The 21,049-nt window shown below is 69.8% G+C and carries 14 protein-coding genes; 11 read left to right on the top strand and 3 right to left on the bottom strand.

Translation table 11 applies throughout. The features are described from left to right. Positions 1 to 64 precede the first annotated feature (64 nt). A complete protein-coding gene (gene ald, locus JJ691_RS44000) occupies positions 65 to 1,183 on the top strand; it encodes an alanine dehydrogenase (RefSeq protein WP_211765334.1) in 1,119 nt (372 codons plus the stop codon). A gap of 173 nt (positions 1,184 to 1,356) precedes the next feature. Beyond that, positions 1,357 to 2,949, top strand: coding sequence for a S53 family peptidase (locus tag JJ691_RS43995; protein WP_211765333.1), 1,593 nt, complete (start codon positions 1,357 to 1,359; stop codon positions 2,947 to 2,949). A gap of 126 nt (positions 2,950 to 3,075) precedes the next feature. On the opposite strand, the gene JJ691_RS43990 is transcribed toward JJ691_RS43995, so the two are convergent. From JJ691_RS43990 to JJ691_RS43980, 3 genes are read right to left on the bottom strand one after another with little or no spacing between them, the layout of a single operon-like run. Then, positions 3,076 to 4,218, bottom strand: a complete 1,143-nt coding sequence (locus JJ691_RS43990; protein ID WP_211765332.1) for a nucleotide disphospho-sugar-binding domain-containing protein — start codon at positions 4,216 to 4,218, stop codon at positions 3,076 to 3,078. Between the two features lie 38 nt (positions 4,219 to 4,256). Continuing rightward, positions 4,257 to 5,408, bottom strand: a complete 1,152-nt coding sequence (locus JJ691_RS43985) for a nucleotide disphospho-sugar-binding domain-containing protein (RefSeq protein ID WP_211765331.1) — start codon at positions 5,406 to 5,408, stop codon at positions 4,257 to 4,259. A gap of 4 nt (positions 5,409 to 5,412) precedes the next feature. Further along, positions 5,413 to 6,576, bottom strand: coding sequence for a nucleotide disphospho-sugar-binding domain-containing protein (locus JJ691_RS43980; protein ID WP_211765330.1), 1,164 nt, complete (start codon positions 6,574 to 6,576; stop codon positions 5,413 to 5,415). Between the two features lie 403 nt (positions 6,577 to 6,979). Between JJ691_RS43980 and JJ691_RS43975 the strand changes: the two genes are divergently transcribed. The 9 genes from JJ691_RS43975 (at position 6,980) to JJ691_RS43935 (ending at position 21,015) form a co-directional block, all read left to right on the top strand. Then, positions 6,980 to 7,255, top strand: a complete 276-nt coding sequence (locus tag JJ691_RS43975; RefSeq protein ID WP_211765329.1) for a hypothetical protein — start codon at positions 6,980 to 6,982, stop codon at positions 7,253 to 7,255. After that, positions 7,252 to 8,142 carry a hypothetical protein gene (locus JJ691_RS43970; RefSeq protein WP_211765328.1) on the top strand — a complete coding sequence of 297 codons (891 nt, stop codon included), beginning with the start codon at positions 7,252 to 7,254 and terminating at the stop codon, positions 8,140 to 8,142. The genes JJ691_RS43975 and JJ691_RS43970 overlap by 4 nt, the downstream gene beginning before the upstream one ends. 43 nt (positions 8,143 to 8,185) lie before the next feature. After that, the gene (locus tag JJ691_RS43965) at positions 8,186 to 9,052 is read left to right on the top strand and encodes an HAD hydrolase family protein (RefSeq protein WP_211765327.1); all 867 of its coding nucleotides are present in this window, start codon (positions 8,186 to 8,188) and stop codon (positions 9,050 to 9,052) included. A gap of 44 nt (positions 9,053 to 9,096) precedes the next feature. Beyond that, positions 9,097 to 10,377 (top strand): ABC transporter ATP-binding protein, encoded by a 1,281-nt coding sequence (locus JJ691_RS43960; protein WP_211765326.1) that lies wholly within the window; start codon positions 9,097 to 9,099, stop codon positions 10,375 to 10,377. Then, entirely contained in the window at positions 10,377 to 11,252 is an 876-nt protein-coding gene (locus JJ691_RS43955) for a hypothetical protein (protein ID WP_211765325.1), read from the top strand. Before JJ691_RS43960 ends, JJ691_RS43955 begins: the two co-directional genes overlap by 1 nt. Positions 11,253 to 11,388: 136 nt before the next feature. Continuing rightward, positions 11,389 to 14,988 (top strand): ABC transporter ATP-binding protein, encoded by a 3,600-nt coding sequence (locus JJ691_RS43950; protein WP_211765324.1) that lies wholly within the window; start codon positions 11,389 to 11,391, stop codon positions 14,986 to 14,988. Between the two features lie 377 nt (positions 14,989 to 15,365). Then, entirely contained in the window at positions 15,366 to 19,079 is a 3,714-nt protein-coding gene (locus JJ691_RS43945; protein WP_211765323.1) for a multifunctional oxoglutarate decarboxylase/oxoglutarate dehydrogenase thiamine pyrophosphate-binding subunit/dihydrolipoyllysine-residue succinyltransferase subunit, read from the top strand. Positions 19,080 to 19,159: 80 nt separating this feature from the next. Then, positions 19,160 to 19,342, top strand: a complete 183-nt coding sequence (locus tag JJ691_RS43940) for a DUF6104 family protein (RefSeq protein WP_211765322.1) — start codon at positions 19,160 to 19,162, stop codon at positions 19,340 to 19,342. Between the two features lie 1,280 nt (positions 19,343 to 20,622). Beyond that, positions 20,623 to 21,015: a hypothetical protein gene (locus tag JJ691_RS43935; protein ID WP_211765321.1), complete on the top strand. Its 393-nt coding sequence runs from the start codon at positions 20,623 to 20,625 to the stop codon at positions 21,013 to 21,015. Positions 21,016 to 21,049: the final 34 nt, after the last annotated feature.

Here is a 21,049-nt window from a genome sequence, read left to right as displayed (position 1 = left end):
CGGTTGGCGTAGCCCACCGTGGGAAGCAACACACCAGCCGTGCGCCCGGAAAGGATCCAACATCGTGCGGATCGCCGTTCCCAGCGAGATCAAGAACCACGAGTACCGCGTCGCGTTGACGCCGGCCGGCGCCCACGAGCTGGTCAGCCGCGGCCACGACGTGTTCGTGCAGGCCGGGGCCGGTGTCGGCTCCTCCATTCCGGATGAGGACTACCTCGCCGCCGGCGCCAAGGTGCTGGCCACGGCCGACGACGTGTGGGCCGAGGGCGAGCTGGTGCTCAAGGTCAAGGAGCCGATCGCCCCCGAGTACGCGAAGCTCCGCGCCGGCCAGACCCTGTTCACCTACCTGCACCTGGCCGCCGACCGGCCGCTCACCGACGCCCTGATCGCGTCGGGCACCACGGCGATCGCGTACGAGACAGTGCAGACCGCGAACGGCGCGCTGCCGCTGCTGGCCCCGATGTCCGAGGTCGCCGGCCGGCTGTCCGCGCAGGTCGGGGCCTACTCCCTGATGCGGCCCTCCGGCGGCCGCGGCGTGCTGCCCGGCGGCGTGCCCGGCGTGCGACCGGCCCGCGTCGTGGTCATCGGCGGCGGCGTGGCCGGCGTGAACGCGGCCACCATCGCCGCCGGCATGGGCTCCGACGTGGAGATCCTGGACACCAACGTGGACCGGCTGCGCCAGATCGACCGCGAGTTCCACGGCCGGATCCGCACCGTCACCTCCAACCGCTACGCGCTGGAGCAGGCCGTGCTGGAGGCCGACCTGGTGATCGGCGCGGTGCTGGTGGCCGGCGCGAAGGCGCCGAAGCTGGTCAGCAACGAGCTAGTGTCGCGGATGAAGCCGGGCTCGGTGCTGGTCGACATCTCCATCGACCAGGGCGGCTGCTTCGAGGACTCGCGGCCGACCACGCACGACGACCCGACCTACAAGGTGCACAACTCGGTGTTCTACTGCGTGGCCAACATGCCGGGCGCGGTGCCGAACACCTCGACCTACGCGCTGACCAACGTGACCCTGCCCTACGCGGTCGCGCTGGCCGACAAGGGCTGGGAGCAGGCGCTGCGGGCCGACAGGGCGCTGGCGCTGGGCCTGAACGTGCACGACAACAAGCTGGTCAACGAGCCCGTCGCGGTCGCGCACGGGCTCCCGCACACCCCGCTGAGCGAAGTGGTCACCAACTGAGCGTAGCTCGGCATTTCCCGAACAGGCCGGTCGTGCGAACAGCACGGCCGGCCTGTCGTCTGTGGATAAACAGTTGAAGAACCCCTCATATCGTCGGTTCCCTCGAAAGTGTTACACGTCTACCGTCGGTGACGACTTGGCACGAACCCTGTCTCGCACCAAGGAGTCACCACATGTCACGACGTTTCCGCGCACTCGCGCTGGCCGCGGCGCCGCTTCCGCTGCTCGCGGCGGCCGCGCTGGCCGGACCGGCGGTCGCGCAGACCCAGCCGCTGGTTTCCGTCCCCGGTAACACATCTCCGGCACTTTCGCACAGCGAGCGACACGGCGCGGTCGACGCCGACACCAAGATGTCCGTCTCCGTCTCACTGAAACTGCGCAACAGCAGCGAACTGGACAAACTGATCGCGGACACGAGCAACCCTCACTCGCCGCAGCACGGCAAGTTCATCACTCCGGCCCAGTTCAACGACCGGTTCGCGCCGACCCAGTCCAGTGTGGACAGTGTGTCGAACTTCCTGCGCGGCCAGGGCCTGACCGTGGCCAAGGTGAGCGCGAACCGCCAGGTCGTCACCGTGGACGGCACCGCCGCCCAGCTCCAGCACGCCTTCGGCACCTCGCTGGGCCGCTACACCGACACCGCCGAGCACCGCGACTTCTACGCCAACGACAGCGCCCCCAAGCTGCCGGCCGACGTCGCGTCGGTGGTGCAGGGTGTCGTCGGCCTGGACAACCACGCTGTGATGCACAAGAACTCCGTGTCCCACAAGGCGGCCGCGCCCTCCGGCTTCACCCCGGACCAGCTGCACGGCGTCTACGACACCGGCTCGCTGGGCAGCGGCTCCGGCCAGACCGTGGCGCTGTGGGAGTTCGACGGCTACCAGACGGCCAACATCTCGGCCTACGACAAGCAGTTCAACCTGAGCTCGTCGGCGCCGAAGACCGTGTCGGTGGACAACGCCAACTACGACTCGCAGCCGGGCCAGGGCCAGGGCGAGGTCGAGCTGGACATCGAGATCGTGCAGGCGATGGCCCAGGGCGCGTCGACGCTGGTCTACGAGGCGCCCAACAGCGACCAGGGCGAGATCGACATGGCCAACCAGATCGCCACCGACAACAAGGTCTCGGTGGTCTCGATCTCCTGGGGCTCGTGCGAGCCGGACACCACCGACTCGGCGATCACCGGCACCAGCAACGCCATCAAGCAGGCCACCGCCGAGGGCATCAGCTTCTTCTCCGCCTCCGGTGACGACGGCTCGAAGGACTGCACCCGCAGCTCCACCGGCGGCAGCGTGGACGCCGTCGACTACCCCGCCTCCGACCCGAACGTGACCGGTGTCGGCGGCACGCACCTCACCGCCAGCGGCAACAGCTACGGCTCCGAGTCGGCGTGGGACGGCTCCGGCGGCGGCACCTCCGCCAAGTTCGACGCCCCCAGCTACCAGCAGGGCGTCAACGGCAAGCGCACCGTGCCGGACGTGTCCTCCGACGCCGACCCGAACACCGGCTACGCCATCTACTCGGCCGGCAGCTGGCAGGTCTACGGCGGCACCAGCTGCGCCGCCCCTATGTGGGCCGGCTTCGCCGCGCTGGTCGGCAAGAAGCTCGGTGCGGCCAACCAGGCGCTGTACGGCGCCAAGGGCACCGGCTTCCACGACGTGACCTCGGGCAGCAACGGCAGCTTCCAGGCCGGCCAGGGCTACGACCAGGTCACCGGCTGGGGCTCCTACGACGGCGCCAAGCTCGCCGCCGCCCTGAAGGGCTGACCCCGCCTTTACCGTTTGGAAAGGACCATTCCTGACGTTGGACGTCAGGAATGGTCCTTTCACAACGTCAAGGGGTTGACGGAATCGGGTCGTGACGGTAGAGGGTTGGGGCGAGCGGGCGGCGGGTCAGCCGACGAAGCCGGCCAGGCGCTCCACCACCTCCACCGGCGACGGCATGGCGTGCAGTTCATCGCGTACGCGGACGGCGTTGGCCCGCCACGTGTCGTCGGTGAGCAGTCGCTCGATCAACGCGACGTCCACGTCGGCGACGGTGGCCCGCTGGCCAAGACCGTTGGCCTGCACGGTGTCCGCGTTGATGAACTGGTCCGCGGCTTGTGGCACAACGATCTGCGGGATGCCGGCCTCCACAGTGGTCATCGTGGTGCCGGCGCCGCCGTGGTGGATGGCGGCGTCGCACGAGGACAGCATCACGCCGAGCGGCAGGTAGCCCACCACGCGGACGTTGCCCGGAAGCTCGCCCAGCGAGGACGTGTCCACGTTGCCGAGCGCCAGCACGAACTCCGCGTCCACCTTGCTGGCCGCGGCGACGATCGGCTCCACGATGCCCAGGCCGAACGCCGGCACCACGGTGCCGAGCGTGATCAGCACGCGGCGGCGTTCCGGCTTGTCCAGCAACCACTCCGGCACCACCGAGCCGCCGTTGTACGGCACGTACCGCATCGGCCACACCTGGTCCGGCACCGCCGCCGATCCCCGCACGCTCGGCGGCGTGACGTCGAGCCGCACCGCCGGGGCCGGGGCCTCGGCGACGCCGTGCCGCTCGAAGTGCTCGTGCAGTTCCCCGTAGGTGACGTTCCGCAGGTCCAGCCGGCCGCGGTCCTGGCCCATGCCCAGATTGAGCATCACCAGCGGCACGCCCAGCTTGCCGGCGGCCAGTTGCCCGGCGGCCTGCATCGGCGTGTGCACGATGACGTCCGGCTGCCACTTCTCGGCCACCCGGACTACGGTCTCCAACGTCGGCTCGGAGACCTTGGCGAACATCCGCAGGGCCATCTCCATGGACCGGCCCAGGTCGTCGCGCGCGGCGGCCATCTGCTCGCGCAGCCTGCCGCCGACGGTGCTGAAGATCTGCATGTAGTCCGTGCCCGGCGACGCGTCCACGACCTGTAGGCCGGCCTGGGCGATCGCGTCCACGAAACCGCCGGACGCGTACAGCACCTCGTGTCCGGCGGCGCGGGCCGCGTGTGCGAACGAGATGGTCGGCAGGATGTGTCCCATCCCGGGGGACGTGGTGATCAGAATGCGCATGACTGGCTCCTCCCTGTGCCAGCCATTTAACTCTTCAACTAAGAGTTCTGTCCACCGAAATTCTTAGTCAGTCGATCGGCCACCTCGGCCGGAGACGGCATGGCATGCATCTCGGCCCGGATCCGCGCCGCGTTCAACCCCAGCGACCCGTCGGCGAGCAGCCGCTCGACCAGCTCGGCGTCCAACTGCTCGTCAGTCACGTTGAGGCCGCAGCCGGCGGCGGCGACCGCGGCGGCGTTGGCCGGCCCATCGGCGCCCTGCGGCACCACGATCTGCGGCACGCCGGCGTCCAGCGCGGTCAGCGTGGTGCCGGCCCCGCCGTGGTGGACGACGGCAGTGCTGCTGGCCAGCAACGGACCGAGCGGCACGTAGCCGACCAGGCGCACGTTGTCCGGCCGGTCCCGCAACGACGAGGTGTCGACGCCGGACCCCATCGCCACCACGAACTCGGCGTCGACCTTCTCCGCCGCCGCGACGATCCGCTCCACCGGCCCGATGCCAGTCATCATCGGCGCGACCGTACCCAGGGTGACGGTGATCCGCGGCCGCCCCGGCCGTCCGGTCAGCCAGCCCGGCAGCTGCCCGCCGCCGTTGTACGGCACGTACCGCATGGACCAGCCGTCCGGCGCCGGCTTCATGCTCGGCGGCGTGACGTCCAGGAACACGTCCGGCTCGGGCAGCTGGTCGACGCCGAAGCGCCGGAAGATGTCGAGCTGCATGACGCCGAAGTGGGCCATGACCTGACTGTTGTGGGAGACGCCGATCGAGTGCGACACCGACGCGGCCCCGGCGGCCCGGGCCGCCAGCAGGCCGATGACGTTCATCGCCTCGTAGACGACCACGTCCGGCCGCCAGTCCCGGGCCAGCTCCACCAGGCCGTCGACCATGCCCTCGGCCAGGCCGTGGAACAGCCGGAACGCCGGGTGGTCGCGCAGGTCGCCGGGGTTGTCGTCGAACCGACGCCCGCGGGTCGTGCTGCGGAACGCCTCGCCGACGTTGTCGCTGACCAGCTTGCGCATGTCCAAGCCGGGAGCGACGTCGTAGGAGTGCAGGCCGGTGGTCTGGACTGCGGCCATGTCCCCCGCGGTGGCGAACAGCACGTCGTGGCCAGCCGCGCGCAGCGCCCACGCGGTCGTGACCAGCGGGAAGAGGTGGCCGTGCCCGGAGATGGCGGTGACGAGGACGCGCATGGCCTCAGCCCGCCAACTCGACGAGTCGGGACACGAGGTCGGCCGGCGCCGGCCGGGCGGCGATCTCGGCCTTGACCTCGGCGGCCGCGGTGGCCAGCGAGGCGTCGGTCAGCAGCCGGACCAGGTCGTCCGCGCCGACCGGAGACACCTCCGTGTCGACCTCGAAGCCGGCGCCGCGCTTGGCCACTTCGTGGGCGTTGTTGAACTGGTCCGCGCCCTGCGGCACGACCAGCTGCGGCACGCCCATGGCCAGCGACGTCATGGTGGAGCCGGAGCCGCCGTGGTGAATGATCGCGGCGCTGGTGGCCAGCAACGCGTTCAGCGGCGTGTAGGGCACCGGGCGCACGTTGTCCGGCAGCGCGCCGAGCTGCTCGGCCTCGGTGTCGTCCAGCGTGACCACAAACTCTGCGTCGAGGCCGCCGGCCACGTCGGCGAGCCACTGCAACGGGCCGAGCCCGACGAAGCCGGGAATCACCGTGCCCAGCGTGACGATCACCCGTGGCCGGTCCGGCCGGTGCAGCAGCCAGTCCGGCAGCTGGCCACCGCCGTTGAACGGCACGTACCGCATCGCCCAACCCGGGTTGGGCGTGCCCATGCTCGGCGGCGCCACGTTGAGCAGGGCATGCCGAGCGGGCGGACCGTCCACGCCGTGTCGGCCGTAAGTGTCGGCAATGGCTTCGGCGAGCTGCACGAACCGGGTCTCGGAGCTGTGCAGTCCGTACGCCTGCTCGACCGCGGGCACGCCCAACTTGGCCGCGGCCAGCGGGCCGGCGGCTTCCATCGGCGAGTGCACCACCAGGTCGGGCCGCCACTCGTCGGCGATCGCCACCACGGTGTCGGCGACGACGTCGGACTGCGGGGCGAACAGCCGCACGCCGAGGTTCATCAGCTGCTCGGCGTCGCCGCTACGGGACGCGTCGCGGATCATCTTCTGGATCGCCTTGATGTCCACGCCGTCGCGGACCTGATCAATCAGCCGGGCAAACGTCTCGGGCGGCTGGGTCTCCACCACGTGCAGTCCGGACGCGGCCAGCATCGGCACGTGCTGCGCGTTGCGGCCGGCCATGGCCAGCAGCACCTCGTGGCCCGCGGCGCGCAGCGCCCAGGAGATCGACACCATCGGCAGCATGTGGCCGAGACCCGGCGAAGCCGTGACCAACACCCTCATCAGAACCCCCTGCAACAAAAGAGATGGGATATACCCACAATTTAGCGGGCAAGGGAAGGTCACGTCGAGGAGATCGGGGCAGCGAGAGGAGATCGGGCTAGTGAGCCGGGTCACGGCCTGAGAACATGGAAGAGCGGCCCGCTCAACCAGCCTGGGGGTCACTGGGAGCGGGCCGCCAAGAACAGCTTAGGGTCTCGGACCCCGATTTGCCTCATGTTTGGACCAGATCCGTCGAAAAAATCTTGTTTGCCGCCACTCGAACGGGTGAACGAGCGTGCGAACGGGTGAAACCCTGCCTCGCAGACTGTGTGAGCTGCCCCGATCGGCCGATGTGTGACGGGTGTGTGCCGCCAGCCCTGCTCACCTGCACGTGGCACCCCGTGGAGCCTGACGGAGATGTCTGATGAGTGAACCCCGTTGGTGGGTGGACTGCCGGGACCCGTTCGGCCGGGACCGGGCCATGACCGTGCTCGTCGAGCCCGACCGCGTGGTGCTGGTCGCGCCGCCCGGCGAGACCGCCGTGCTGTCCCCGCAGCAAACCCGGCGGCTGCACCTCGCCCTGGACCGGGCCGCCGGCAGCCTGAGACAGACCGACGTCGGCCCGACCGAGCTGGATCCGGGCCGGGCCGACACCGGCCTGGCCCAGGCGAGCCGGACCGACGTGGGCCTGGCCGAATGAGCGCCGTCGACGACGGAATGCGGCGGGCCGTGCTGCGCCGACTCGCCGCCCTCGACCAGGCCGCCGAGCAGACCAGCGCCGGCACACTGGCCCCGCTGGCGCGGGCCGAGCTGCAGCGGCTGGCCGACGGCTGGCGGCTGCTGTTGGAGGTGCACACCGCCGACGAGGACGGCCGCTGCCGGGCCTGCCCGGGCCGGCTGCGCAAGCGGCGCTGGCCGTGCAAGGTGTGGCTGCTGGCCCACCAGCACCTGATCGGCGAGGGCACCCCGCCGCCCCGGCCCAGCGGTGGCGGGATGCGATCCCTGTTCCGCCGCGGCGGGCGGCACAGCAAGCAGGCCGACGGCACCGCCGTGCAGGGCGTGCGCACCCGGCCGCTGCCCACGGCCGCCCGGCCGACCATGGCACTGCCGCCCGAGGTGCCGTCGGAGATGACCGTGGAGTTCCCGGTGCTGCCGGCGCTGCCGCCGGCTCCGGTGTACGCGGCGGTCGAGCCGCCGCCGACCATGCCGCCGGCGATCGCCAGCTCCGGGCCGTTCGCCACCGTGCACATCGTCGACGACCCGACCTGGCCGGCCCCCGGCGAGTACGCGGACCAGCCGGACGCCCCGGCGCTGGCCCGACTGGACCCGATCGTCGCGTTCGGTGGCGTGCTGCCGGCCCTGCCGGCGGCCCCCGAGCCGGATCCGACCGCGCCGCTGGTGGACGAGACGCTGGTGGACGAGACGCTGGTGGACAAGACGGTGGTGGACGGGCCGGTGGTGGACGAGACACTGGTGGACGCGGTGGTGCCGCCCCGGTTCGAGCTGCTCGGCGAGCCGGACGCGGAGACCGAGGAGATGCGCCGGGTGCTGGAGGACTACTGGCAGGAGTCGCCGGCCACGAAGTGATCCCGATGCGGGGAAGGGGGCTTTCCCTGCGAAGATGGGGCCGGTGAGCTGGCTGACGGCACCGGGACACCTGCTGGTCTCCGACCTGGACGGCACGCTGCTGCGGTCCGACACGTCGCTGTCCGACGCCGCCCGCGACGGGCTCAACGCCCTGGTCGCGGCCGGCGTCGTGGTGACCGTGGCCAGCGCCCGCAGCACCGCCGCGATGCGGCCCATGCTGCCGGGCGTCGACCTGCGGCTGCCGGTGATCGAGCACAACGGGGCGTACATCTCCGACCTGCGCACCGGCGAGCACCTGGTCACCAACGCGCTGGACGCGGCGATCGCCGGCAAGGCCGTCGAGCTGCTCGGCGATCCCATCGTGACCAGCTGGGACGGCACGCGGGACCGGGTGCACCACGGCACGGACCTCAACACCGGCGCCGGCTGGTTCATCGCCGAGAAGCGCCGCTACGCCGACCCCCGGCTGACCGAGACCGCCGACCTGCGCGCGGTCGCCGGCCAGGAACAGGTCGTCATGCTCTGTTCTTACGTGCCGGACGAGGACGCGTCGTCGGTCGCCGCGGCCGTGCAGGACGCCGTCGGCGAGGGCGCGCGGGTGTGGGCGGCGCTGAACTACTACAGCCCGGGCTGGTCCGAGGTCGTGGTGCAGAGCCCACTGGCCACCAAGGGCGCTGCCATCCTGGAGCTGCGGCAGCGGCTGGGCCTGGCCGGCGAGATCACCGTGTGCGGCGACCACCTCAACGACCTGCCCATGTTCGCCGTCGCCGACCGCCGCGTCGCACCGGCCAACGCCCAGCCCGAGGTCCGGGCGGCGGCCTCGGTGGTGACCGGGGCCAACGACGATGACGGCGTCGTCACATATCTGTTGGAACAGCTGGCGATCCGGCGGCGCGAAGCCGACGAATAGGGTATGACCGGGACACCCGAACGCTCCGCTACCGGGAGGAACACGTGCACGACGGCAGTGGCCGCATCGTGGTGCAGGGCCTGAGCAAGCAGTTCGGGCCGATCATCGCGGTCAACAACCTCAGCTTCACCGTGGAACCGGGCTCGGTCACCGGCTTCCTCGGGCCGAACGGGGCCGGCAAGACCACCACCCTGCGCATGCTGCTGGGTCTGGTGCGGCCGACCGCCGGCGCCTCGACGATCAACGGCCTGCCGTTCGAGCAGCTCGGCAACCCCGGCCGGGTGGTCGGCGCCGTGCTGGAGGCCCAGGGCTTCCACCCGAGCCGGACCGCCCGCAACCACCTGCGCGTGTACGCGGCCGCCATGGGCGTGCCCGACCAGCGGGCCGACCAGGTGCTGGAGCTGGTTGGGCTGGCCGAGGCCGGCCGGCGGGCCGCGGGCGGCTTCTCGCTGGGCATGAAGCAGCGGCTGGCGCTGGCCACCGCGCTGCTCGGCGACCCCCAGGTGCTGGTGCTCGACGAGCCGGCCAACGGCCTCGACCCAGAGGGCATCGCCTGGCTGCGGGCCTTCCTGCAGTCCTTCGCCCGCACCGGCCGGACCGTGCTGATCTCCAGCCACCTGCTGGCCGAGATCGAGCAGACCGTGGACCAGGTCGTGATCATCAGCCGCGGCCAGACCGTCTACTACGGGTCGCTGGACTACCTGCGCCAGTCCCAGCAGAGCCGGGTCCTCGTGCAGGCCGCCGACCCCCAGACGCTGGTCGCCAAGCTGCAGGAGGCCGGCGTCAACGCCATCGAGCCGACCCCGGACGGCCGGCTGGCGATCACCGGCGTGGACCGCAAGACCGTGGCCGACGTGGCCATGGCCGCCGGCATCGCGCTGTACGACATCCAGCAGGAGAACGTCGACCTGGAGCAGCTGTTCTTCCGGCTGACCCAGGGCCAGTACACCGGCCAGCAGGCCGCCTACGGCGCCCCGCCCGGCTACGGTCCGCCGCCCGGCGCCGGTGGCTACGGCCCGCCGTCCCAGGGGTACGCCCTTCCCCAGGGCACGCCGGGTTACGCCGGCACTCCCCCACAGGGCTACGCCCAGCCGGGCACGCCGCCCCAGGGCTACGCGCCCGCGGCCGATCCCCAGCAGTACCAACAGCCTCCGGGTTACGCGCCTGCCGCCGACCCGCAGCAGTACCAGCAGCCGCCGGGCTATGCGCCCCAGCAGCCCGGCCAGCAGTACGGCGGCCAGCCCTACGCCCCGCCGCAGGACCAGCCGCAGGCGGCCACGCCGCCGGAGCAGCCGCCGGGTGGCGGTTGGGGAGGTAACGCCTGATGGGCCGGCTCATCTCCGCCGAGTTCCGCAAGATCCTGACCACCAAGATGTGGTGGGCGCTGCTGATCCCGACCGTCGCGCTGGCGGCGCTGTGGAGCATCGCCGGCAACCTGCTGATCGGGTTGGTGCTCGACTCGATCAACCGCTCGGTGGTGACCAGCGAGCTGCGGCTGAACTTCAACAACCTGCCGTGGTCCACGCTGATCTTCGCGCGCACCGTGAACATCACCGCGCTGTTCCCGATCGTGTTCGGCGCGCTGGCGCTGTCCAGCGAGATCAACCGGCGGACCATCACCACCAGCTACCTGACCGCGCCCAACCGGGGCAGCCTGCTCGGCGCCAAGCTGATCACCTACGCGGTCTGGGGCCTCGGCTTCGGCGTCGTGATCACCGGCGTGGCCAGCATCGGCACGCTCATCGCGTCCCGGCCCGAGCAGCTGCCCGACGCCATCAGCTGGCTGGAGATCGCCGGGTCCGGGATCCTGTCCTGCATGCTCTGGACGCTGCTGGCCATGGGCGTCGGGGCGCTGTTCGGCAGCCCGATCGCGTCGATCATCTCGCTGCTGCTCTACACGCTGCTGGTGGAGAACCTGATCGGCACGCTGCTGCCGTACAACTGGCCCGGCATCCTGATCAACGGCTCCGCCGACGGCCTCACCGGCTCGGTGGCCTCCCAGCTGGTGGTGGACAAGGTCGCCAGCATCAGCCCGTTCATCAGCGGCGACGCCCAGCAGCTGTTCTCCGACCTCATCCGCGCCGGCGCCGGCGCCCGGGGCGCCTTCGACTGGTGGATCAGCGGCCTCATCTTCGCCGGCTGGACCGCCGTGTTCGCCGTCGGCGGCTGGTTCATGAGCCGCCAACGCGACATCACCTGACACGCCCTCCCCCTCCCCTTTTTTCGCCACATGTGCGCCACAGTCGACTCCCGTGGCCACATGTGGTCCACATGTGGCGAAAGGCGAGGGGGCAACGAGCCCTCATGATCTTGTGCGGGCACCGTAAGTTACTTCTGTGTCCGAACAAACGGGTTGGGTGCGGCGGCTGGCGGCCGCCTGCTGGCGGCATCCGGTCATAGTGGTGCTGTCGCTGGGCGCGGCGGTGTTGGGGGTGGGCCAGCAGGCGGTGGCGCCGCTGGTGGTCCGGCTGGCCGTGGACGACGCAGTGTCCGGCACAACGAACCGCCTGGGCTGGCTGATCACCGCGCTGGTCGGCATCGAGCTGCTGACCTTCGTGACCGCCTTCTTACGTCGCTACCTTGGCGGCCGCCTGGCCCTGGACGTGCAGCACGACCTGCGGGGCCAGGTGTTCGCGGCGGTGCAGCGGCTGGACGGCGGCAAGCAGGACGAGCTGCGCACGGGACAGGTGGTGTCCCGCTCGATCAGCGACCTGAACCAGGTGCAGGGCCTGATCTCGATGGTGCCGTACGCGCTGGGCAACATCGCCTTCGTCGTGGTGGCGGTCGGGGCAATGCTGTGGCTGTCGCCGTCGCTCACGGTGATCGCGCTGATCGTGGTGCCGGCGGTGGTGTACGTCGCGCTGCGCAGCCGCCGCACGCTGTTCTCGGCCACCTGGCACGCGCAGCAGCAGGCCGCCGACGTCGCGCAGCACGTCGAGGAGACGGTCACCGGCGTGCGCGTGGTGAAGGGCTTCGGCCAGGAGACCCGGGAGATCGCCGGCCTGGAGCGCCGGGCCCGCAAGCTGTTCTCGCTGCGGATGCGGGCCGCGGGCCTGACCTCCCGGCCGACGGCGACGCTGGGCGCGATGCCGCTGTTCGGTCAGATCGCGGTGCTGGGTCTGGGCGGCTGGCTGGCCATGAACGGCCAGGTCACGCTGGGCACTTTCCTCGCGTTCGCCAGCTACGTGACCGGGCTGATGGGCCCGGCCCGCTTCCTCGCCGCGGCGATGGTGACGGCGCAGGTGACCAAGGCCAGCGTGAACCGGGTCGACGAGCTGATCGACTCGCAGCCGGACGTCCGCGACGGCGCCAAGGAGGTGCCCGACGGCCCGCTGGCGGTCGAGTTGGACGACATCACCTTCGGGTACGCGCGCAGTGAACCGGTACTGGCTCACGTGAGCCTGACGGTCGAGCCGGGCGAGACGCTGGCGCTGGTGGGCACTGCCGGGTCCGGCAAGTCGACCGTGTCACTGCTCCTACCCCGGTTCTACGACGTGCACGCGGGCGCGATTCGGGTTGGCGGCGTCGACGTCCGAAACCTGCGCCTGCACTCGTTGCGCAACTCCGTCGGGGTGGTGTTCGAGGAGGCGTTCCTGTTCTCGGACACGATTCGCGGCAACATCGCCTACGGCCGTCCCGACGCCACTGACGTTGAGGTGGAAGAGGCTGCGCGAGCGGCCGAGGCGCACGAGTTCATCACCGCGCTGCCGGACGGCTACGAAACCAAGGTCGGCGAGCGCGGCCTGACGCTGTCCGGTGGTCAGCGCCAACGCATCGCCTTGGCCCGAGCCCTGCTGTCGGCTCCACGCGTGCTCGTGCTGGACGACGCCACGTCGGCGGTCGACGCCGTCACCGAGGCGGCCATCCACGACACGCTCAAGGCCGTCACCGCGCAGCGCACCACGTTGTTGGTCGCACACCGGCGTTCCACGCTCGCGCTGGCCGACCGCATCGCGGTGCTCGACGGCGGTCGGGTCGTGGACGTCGGCACCGAGGAAGAACTGAACGAGCGCTGCACGCTGTTCCGTGAACTGCTCGCCGGGCCCGGTGAGGCGATCGAGGACGTGACCGCGCCGAGCGACGTCGCGTCGGCGCAACTGTGGCCGGAGGTGGCACCGGAAGAGCCGGACCAGCCGGACCTGGTGCCGCTGCCCGAGGCCACCGAACAACCTCGCCTGAGCCCCGACTCCGGTGCCACGGATCGCAAGTTCGGTCTCGTGTCGCTGTTGCGGCCCGTGCGCTGGGCCCTGTTGTTGGTGGGTCTGTTGGTGACAGTCGACGCGCTGAGTTCGATGGCGCTGCCGGCGCTGGTGCAGTACGGCGTCGACAACGGCGTGACCCGTGGCGTAGTGGGCGTGCTGTGGGTGGCAACGGGACTGGGCGTGGGCATCGTCCTGGTCGGCTGGCTGAACATGCGTATGGAGACAGTGCTGACCGCCCGGGTCGGTGAGCGTCTCCTGTACGTGCTGCGGGTGCGCAGTTTCGCCCACCTGCAGCGGCTCGGCCTCGACTACTACGAGCGCGAGCTCGCCGGCCGGATCATGACCCGGATGACCACCGACGTCGACGCGCTGTCGACGTTCCTCCAGACCGGGCTGGTGACGGCGGCAGTGAGCGGGCTGACCATCGTGGGCATCGCGGTGGCGCTGCTGGTCACCGACGTCGGGCTGGCCCTGGTGTCGATGGCGGCGATCCCGATCCTGGCTGTGGCGACGTACTTCTTCCGCAAGGCCTCCTCGGAGGCGTACGCCCAGGCGCGTGAGCGGGTCAGCGTGGTGAACGCCGACTTGCAGGAGAACGTGTCCGGGCTTCGCGTCACGCAGGCGTTCACGCGTGAGCAGTACTCGGCGCGTGAGTTCGGGGAGCGCAGCCTGGCCTACCGGACCTCACGTCTGCGGGCCCAGCGCTACATCGCGGTGTACTTCCCTTTCGTGGCACTGCTTTCCGGCGTGGCCCAGGCGGCGGTGCTGGCGGTCGGCGCGTACCGCGTGGCCGGCGGCGATCTGAGCGCCGGCGCGCTGTTGGCGTTCCAGCTGTACCTGGGGCTGTTCTTCGCGCCGGTGCAGCAGCTGTCCGGTGTGTTCGACGGCTACCAGCAGGCGATGGTCGGCCTGAAGCGCATCGGCGAGCTGCTCAACACACCGTCGTCGATCGTGCTGCCGCCCCGGCCCGTGCCGGTTCCGTCGACACTGCGGGGCGAGATCGAGCTGCGTGACGTCACCTTCCGCTATGCCGGCGCGTCGGCCCCGGCGCTGGATCGCGTGAGCCTGCACGTCCGTGCCGGTGAGACCGTCGCGCTCGTCGGCCGCACCGGCGCTGGCAAGTCCACACTCGTGAAACTGGTGGCGCGGTTCTACGACGTGACCGACGGCGTCGTGCTCGTGGACGGCGTCGACGTCCGTGACTACGACCTGGACAGCTACCGAGGCCGGCTCGGAGTCGTGCCGCAGGAGGCACACCTGTTCGTCGGCGACGTCGCTGACAACGTTCGCTACGGCCGTCCCACCGCGAGTCGCGACGACGTCACCGCTGCCGTGCGCGCAGTCGGCGCTCTGCGTCAGGTCGCCGGTCTGCAACATGCGATGCACCAGCAGGTCGGTGAACGCGGCCAGGCCCTCTCCGCCGGCCAGCGGCAGCTGGTGGCGTTGGCCCGTGCCGAACTGGTGGACCCGGCCGTCCTGTTGCTCGACGAGGCCACCGCCGCCCTCGATCCCGCCACCGAGGCCACCGTGCTGGCCGCCAGCGAACGCCTCGCCGGCCGCCGCACCACGTTTGTCGTCGCGCACCGGCTCGCCACCGCGGCTCGCGCCGACCGGATCGTGGTCCTGGAACAGGGCCGCATCGTCGAACAGGGCACCCACACCGAGCTGTTGGAGGCCAACGGCCGCTACGCCGAGATGTGGCACACCGGTACCCACCTCGACGACGCGGCCTGAAACTCGTGGTTCAGCTGCCTGAAAGCGGGACTCGCGGAAGATCCCGGGGAACCCCGGCGAGTCCCGCTCTCGGGCAGCCATGTGTCGAGTTCAGATCACTCGAAAGTGCACGTGCGGGAGGGCGAGGCAGGTCGAAACGTGCTTCCGGACACAATCATTCCCCGTGCAAGTGCACGACTGAAACGATCCAGTTCCCTAAGCCATGCTCAACACCGCCGGTCACAGCCTTGCAACGATGCGACAATCTGTATTGATCATGTGATCCACCTGACGTTGTGCCCGCTCGGCTGTGTGTGAAGCGACCCACGCGGAGTACTAGCCTTGCTGGCGGAGTGAGTCAGTACCACTAGCGAGATAGATAGAGGCGAGCGCCAGCCGTGTCCAGCTCTAGCTCTGCGTCGCAGTTCGGCCCGAACGAGTGGCTGGTCGAGGAGATGTACGACCAGTTCCTCGCCGACCCGTCATCCGTCGACCCGGCATGGCATGACTTCTTCGCCGACTACAAGGCGACGCAGCGCACGGCCGCCGGCAGCACCGCGGTCAACGGCACCACCGCCGCCACGGCGACCGCGACGGCGACCACCACCGCACCCCCGGCCGCGCCGCCGGCGCCGGCCGCCCCGGCCAACGGCCACGTCGCCACCCCGCCGGCTCCGGCCGCCGCCTCCACCCCGGCGCAGACCACGCTGCCGAGCACCAAGCCGACTCCGGCCGCCTCCGCCACCGCCGCCCCCGTGAAGCCGGCCGCCGGCTCCGAGGTGAAGGTGCTGCGCGGCGCCGCCGCGGCGATCGCCCGCAACATGGACGCCTCGCTCACCGTGCCCACCGCGACCAGCGTGCGCGCGGTCCCGGCCAAGCTGCTCGCCGACAACCGCATCGTCATCAACAACCATCTGAAGCGGACCCGCGGCGGCAAGGTCTCCTTCACCCACGTCATCGGGTACGCGCTGGTCAAGGCGATCGAGTCGTACCCGAACATGAACAACTCCTACGGCGTGGTCGACGGCAAGCCCTCGGTCATCACCCCGGAGCACGTGAACCTGGGCCTGGCCATCGACCTGCCCGGCAAGAACGGCCAGCGCTCGCTGGTGGTGGCGGCCATCAAGAACTGCGAGACGATGACGTTCACGCAGTTCTGGCAGGCCTACGAGGACCTGATCCGCAAGGCCCGCAGCGGCGGCCTGACCGCGGACGACTTCGCCGGCAGCACCGTCCAGCTGACCAACCCGGGCACCATCGGCACCAACCACTCGGTGCCGCGGCTGACCGCCGGCCAGGGCGCGATCGTCGGCGTCGGCGCGATGGAGTACCCGGCGCACTTCCAGGGCACCAGCGAGAAGGCCCTGGTGGAGATGGGCGTCAGCAAGATCATGACGCTCACCTCGACCTACGACCACCGCATCATCCAGGGCGCCGAGTCGGGCGAGTTCCTGCGCCGCATCCACCAGCTGCTGCTGGGCGAGGACGGCTTCTACGACGACATCTTCACCTCGCTGCGGCTGCCCTACGAGCCGATCCGCTGGGTGGAGGACCTGCCCGAGGGCTCGGTCGACAAGACCGCCCGGGTGATCGAGCTGATCGACGCGTTCCGCTCGCGCGGCCACCTGATGGCCGACACCGACCCGCTGAACTACCGGCAGCGCCGGCACGAGGACCTGGACGTGCTCTCGCACGGCCTGACCCTGTGGGACCTGGACCGCGAGTTCGCCGTGGGCGGCTTCGCCGGCCAGGAGAAGATGAAGCTGCGCGACATCCTGGGCGTGCTGCGCAACTCCTACTGCCGCACCGTCGGCGTCGAGTACACCCACATCCTGGAGCCGGCCGAGCGCCGCTGGCTGCAGGAGCGGGTCGAGGTCGTGCACGACAAGCCGCCGGCAACCGTGCAGAAGTACATCCTGTCCAAGCTGAACGCGGCCGAAGCCTTCGAGACGTTCCTGCAGACCAAGTACGTCGGTCAGCGGCGGTTCTCGCTGGAGGGCGGCGAGACGCTGATCCCGCTGCTGGACGCGGTGCTGGACAAGGCGGCCGAGCACGAGCTGGACGAGGTCGTCATCGGCATGCCGCACCGCGGCCGGCTCAACGTGCTGGCCAACATCGTGGGCAAGCCGATCTCCCAGATCTTCCGCGAGTTCGAGGGCAACCTGGACCCGGGCCAGGCCCACGGCTCCGGCGACGTGAAGTACCACCTGGGCGCCGAGGGCAAGTACTTCCGGATGTTCGGCGACGGCGAGACCAAGGTGTCGCTGGCCTCCAACCCGTCCCATCTGGAGGCTGTGGACCCGGTGCTGGAGGGCATCGTCCGGGCCAAGCAGGACCTGCTGGACAAGGGCGGCGAGGGCTACACCGTGCTGCCGGTGGCGATGCACGGCGACGCCGCGTTCGCCGGCCAGGGCGTGGTGGCCGAGACGCTGAACCTGGCCCTGCTGCGCGGCTACCGCACCGGCGGCACCGTGCACGTGGTGGTGAACAACCAGGTCGGCTTCACCACCAACCCGGAGCACTCGCGCTCCTCCAAGTACTGCACCGACGTGGCCAAGATGATCGGCGCGCCGGTCTTCCACGTGAACGGCGACGACCCGGAGGCCTGCTACTGGGTGGCCAAGCTGGCCGTCGAGTACCGCGAGGCGTTCCACAAGGACGTCGTCATCGACATGATCTGCTACCGCCGCCGCGGCCACAACGAGGGCGACGACCCGTCGATGACCCAGCCGGCGATGTACGACATCATCGACACCAAGCGCTCGGTCCGGAAGACCTACACCGAGTCCCTGATCGGCCGCGGCGACATCTCCGTCGAGGAGGCCGAGAAGGCGCTGCGCGACTACGCCAGCCAGCTCGAGCACGTCTTCAACGAGGTGCGGGAGCTGGAGAAGCACCCGATCAAGCCGACCAACTCGGTCGAGTCCGAGCAGCAGGTGCCGGCCAAGGTGCCGACCGCGGTCAGCGCCGAGACGGTGGCCCGCATCGGCCAGGCCCAGGTCGACCTGCCCGAGGGCTTCAACGCCCACCCGCGGGTCAAGCCGGTGCTGGAGCGCCGGGCCCAGATGGCCCACGAGGGCGGCATCGACTGGGGCTTCGGCGAGCTGCTGGCGTTCGGCTCGCTGGTGATGGAGGGCAAGACGGTCCGGCTGTCCGGCCAGGACTCCCAGCGCGGCACCTTCGGCCAGCGGCACTCGGTGGTCATCGACCGCAAGACCAGCGCCGAGTACACGCCGATCCAGCACCTGGCCGACAACCAGGGCAAGTTCATGGTCTACGACTCGGCGCTGTCGGAGTTCGCGGCCGTCGGCTTCGAGTACGGCTACTCGGTGGCCAACCCGGACGCGCTGGTGCTGTGGGAGGCGCAGTTCGGCGACTTCGTCAACGGCGCCCAGTCGATCATCGACGAGTTCATCTCCTCCGGCGAGGCCAAGTGGGGCCAGCGCGGCAACGTTGTGCTGCTGCTGCCGCACGGCCTGGAGGGCCAGGGTCCCGACCACAGCTCCGGCCGCATCGAGCGGTTCCTGCAGCTGTGCGCCGAGGGCTCGATGACCGTCGCCGTGCCGTCCACCCCGGCCAACTACTTCCACCTGTTGCGCCGGCACGCGCTGGACGGGGTGAAGCGGCCGATGATCGTCTTCACGCCGAAGTCCATGCTGCGCCTCAAGGCCGCCGCCAGCGCCGTCGAGGACTTCACGACCGGCCGCTTCATGTCGGTCATCGACGACCCGACGCAGCCCAGCCCGGAGCAGGTCGACCGGCTGCTGCTGTGCAGCGGCAAGATCTACTACGAGCTGGCCGCCGAGAAGGAGAAGCGCGGCGCGAACAACGTGGCCATCGCCCGTATCGAGCAGCTCTACCCGCTGCCCGAGCGCAAGCTGAAGGCCGTGCTGGACCGGTACTCGAACGTCAAGGACATCCGCTGGGTGCAGGAGGAGCCGGCCAACCAGGGCGCGTGGCCGCACCTGGGTCTGGTGATCCCCGAGGCGCTGCCGCAGGTGCAGGGCAAGCTGACCCGCGTGTCCCGCCGGCCGATGGCCGCCCCGGCCTCCGGCTTCAGCAAGGTGCACGAGGTCGAGCAGCGGGCCGTGGTCACCAAGGCCTTCGAGTGACGCTGTAGTTTTCTTCACGCCGTAGTTCTCAACGGCCGGGCTCCCCGTGGGGCCCGGCCGTTGTCGTAGGAGGAAAGACCATGTACTTCACCGACCGTGGCATCGAGGAGCTGGAGGAGCGGCGCGGCGAGGAGGAGGTCACCCTGGCCTGGCTCGCCGACCGGCTGCGCGCCTTCGTCGACCTCAACCCCGAGTTCGAGAACGCCGTCGAGCGCCTGGCCACCTTCCTGGCCCGCGACGACTCCGACGACATCGACGACTGAGGACCCCCGCGAGTCCCGCTCTCCGGCACACCGAATGCACGTTTCGCGCACTCTGGACGAACCACCAGCAAAGTGACCATGCCCGGCCAAGTCAAGGTCGAAATACCCGTATATCTGCCCGCGTGGGTGGCAACGCTCCGGACAGGGCATCGCCACCCACGCAGAACAGCAACTAGGAGCGAGGCCTAGTATCGAGCTGCCACCACCAGCCGCCACAACTGCGTGCGGATGTCTTGTGCAACCCGCTCGCAACACCAGGGGATACGGCGATCTCACTATCCCGACTGTTGAGCTATCTGCGCAAACTGTCGATCAACACGCGCAGCAACAGTTGGCTGTCACCTAGAGTGATCGCGCGACCGTAGAGCCCGGCTACCCCGAACCGCCCATTACCGCTAACCGCCTGGCGAGTCGATCGTGCTCGGCTCATGCTAATGAACACCACCTTCTCGCCACGGCATTGCGCAGTATTGCAAGTGTCGCCCCCAGGCCGACGCTGGCACCGGCACCCGCCGGCCTAGCAGACGGGCCTAGCTGGCCGGCCGGCCGTCACCACCAGCCGTGACCGTGACCGTCACCGTCGCAGCAGCCCCAGCCGTGCCAACTGGTCCACCAGCCGCCCCAACTGCCCCAACCGTGTCCCCACATTGAACATCACTCCATTCTCTCTCAAGTTTCACAGGATTCGAACAACGTTCGACACGAACAGTCATCGGGTAGCTGCACGCGAACGAACGCCCGCCTTTTTCACACCAAACGGACCTGTTGCAGATTGAAAGGTTGCTCTACGTCGCACCAACCAGTTTCAACCTGTTTTGAACCACGCCTCGCATTGACCTGGAATGCAGGCAGCCGCCCCGGCGACAAGGACGGACAGATCGGGGGCGTGTGACGGTTCTGGTCAGCCGTGTCGCGCCTTTCGTTGAGTGATAGAGCAGGCGTCCCAACTGTATGGAGAAAGTTGGCGACCGCGCAGAGGCCACCTGGCCGGCCCCCCGTCGCACGGGTCGCGATCCGCCGAGAATGAATACCCGAGGTTCAGGCTGGAGGTCGGCTTTGGTTATGCCTAGAGGCCGACCAGGTGGCCCCTCCGTGTCCGCCCGCCTTCCCATTACTGTTAACTTGCGCGCCCCATCGGGTCAACGAAAGGAACGGTCGCACTTTCGTGTGCGGAGGTCGCCGATCTTGGTGCGAGCATGCGGTGAGGTTGCGACGCGAGGGTGGGGTTGGGGCACGTTCGACTGGTTCTGCACAAGATTCTCGAAAGGAATGCTGCTCGTATGGGTATTCGTGCTTCTGTCCCTGCCGCCGTGCTGGCTGTCTGCGGAACGTGCCTGCTCGGTGTCACCGGGCCTGCCACCGCCGCCACCGCCGCGGGCCCGGTCGATACGCGAGCGGTCATCGTCGGGCTCGGCGATCAACCGCGGGCCACGCCACCGGGCCAGTTCGCTCCCCAGGTCACGCCGGACCTGCTCCAGGCCCTGACCGAGCGTCAACGAGTCTCTCCCGCCTCCCCTGCCGACACCAAGAAGGACGCGCAGAAATTCGACGCCGACCTCGCGCGTCTCCGTCAGGCCGTGCAAGGTACCGACAAGGCAGCCGCCACCGCAGCGCTGAAAGACATCATCGAGGACGCGAAGGCCCTCATGGCCGACATCGGGCAGGGCCCCTGATGTCCAAGCCGTCCTGAGCGATGCCTCGTAACTG

It is taken from the genome of Kutzneria sp. CA-103260, from assembly GCF_018263855.1.
Lineage (GTDB): Bacteria > Actinomycetota > Actinomycetes > Mycobacteriales > Pseudonocardiaceae > Kutzneria.
The sequence above is the reverse complement of the archived record's forward strand: the minus strand, read 5'-3'. Positions and strand labels throughout refer to the sequence as shown.

Coding starts and splice junctions, on each gene's coding strand:
- JJ691_RS43970 (WP_211765328.1), top strand. CDS start 7,252: ATGAGCGCCGTCGACGACGGAATGCGGCGGGCCGTGCTGCGCCGACTC.
- JJ691_RS43935 (WP_211765321.1), top strand. CDS start 20,623: ATGGGTATTCGTGCTTCTGTCCCTGCCGCCGTGCTGGCTGTCTGCGGA.
- JJ691_RS43995 (WP_211765333.1), top strand. CDS start 1,357: ATGTCACGACGTTTCCGCGCACTCGCGCTGGCCGCGGCGCCGCTTCCG.
- JJ691_RS43940 (WP_211765322.1), top strand. CDS start 19,160: ATGTACTTCACCGACCGTGGCATCGAGGAGCTGGAGGAGCGGCGCGGC.
- JJ691_RS43990 (WP_211765332.1), bottom strand. CDS start 4,218: ATGCGCATTCTGATCACCACGTCCCCCGGGATGGGACACATCCTGCCG.
- JJ691_RS43985 (WP_211765331.1), bottom strand. CDS start 5,408: ATGCGCGTCCTCGTCACCGCCATCTCCGGGCACGGCCACCTCTTCCCG.
- JJ691_RS43975 (WP_211765329.1), top strand. CDS start 6,980: ATGAGTGAACCCCGTTGGTGGGTGGACTGCCGGGACCCGTTCGGCCGG.
- JJ691_RS43955 (WP_211765325.1), top strand. CDS start 10,377: ATGGGCCGGCTCATCTCCGCCGAGTTCCGCAAGATCCTGACCACCAAG.
- JJ691_RS43980 (WP_211765330.1), bottom strand. CDS start 6,576: ATGAGGGTGTTGGTCACGGCTTCGCCGGGTCTCGGCCACATGCTGCCG.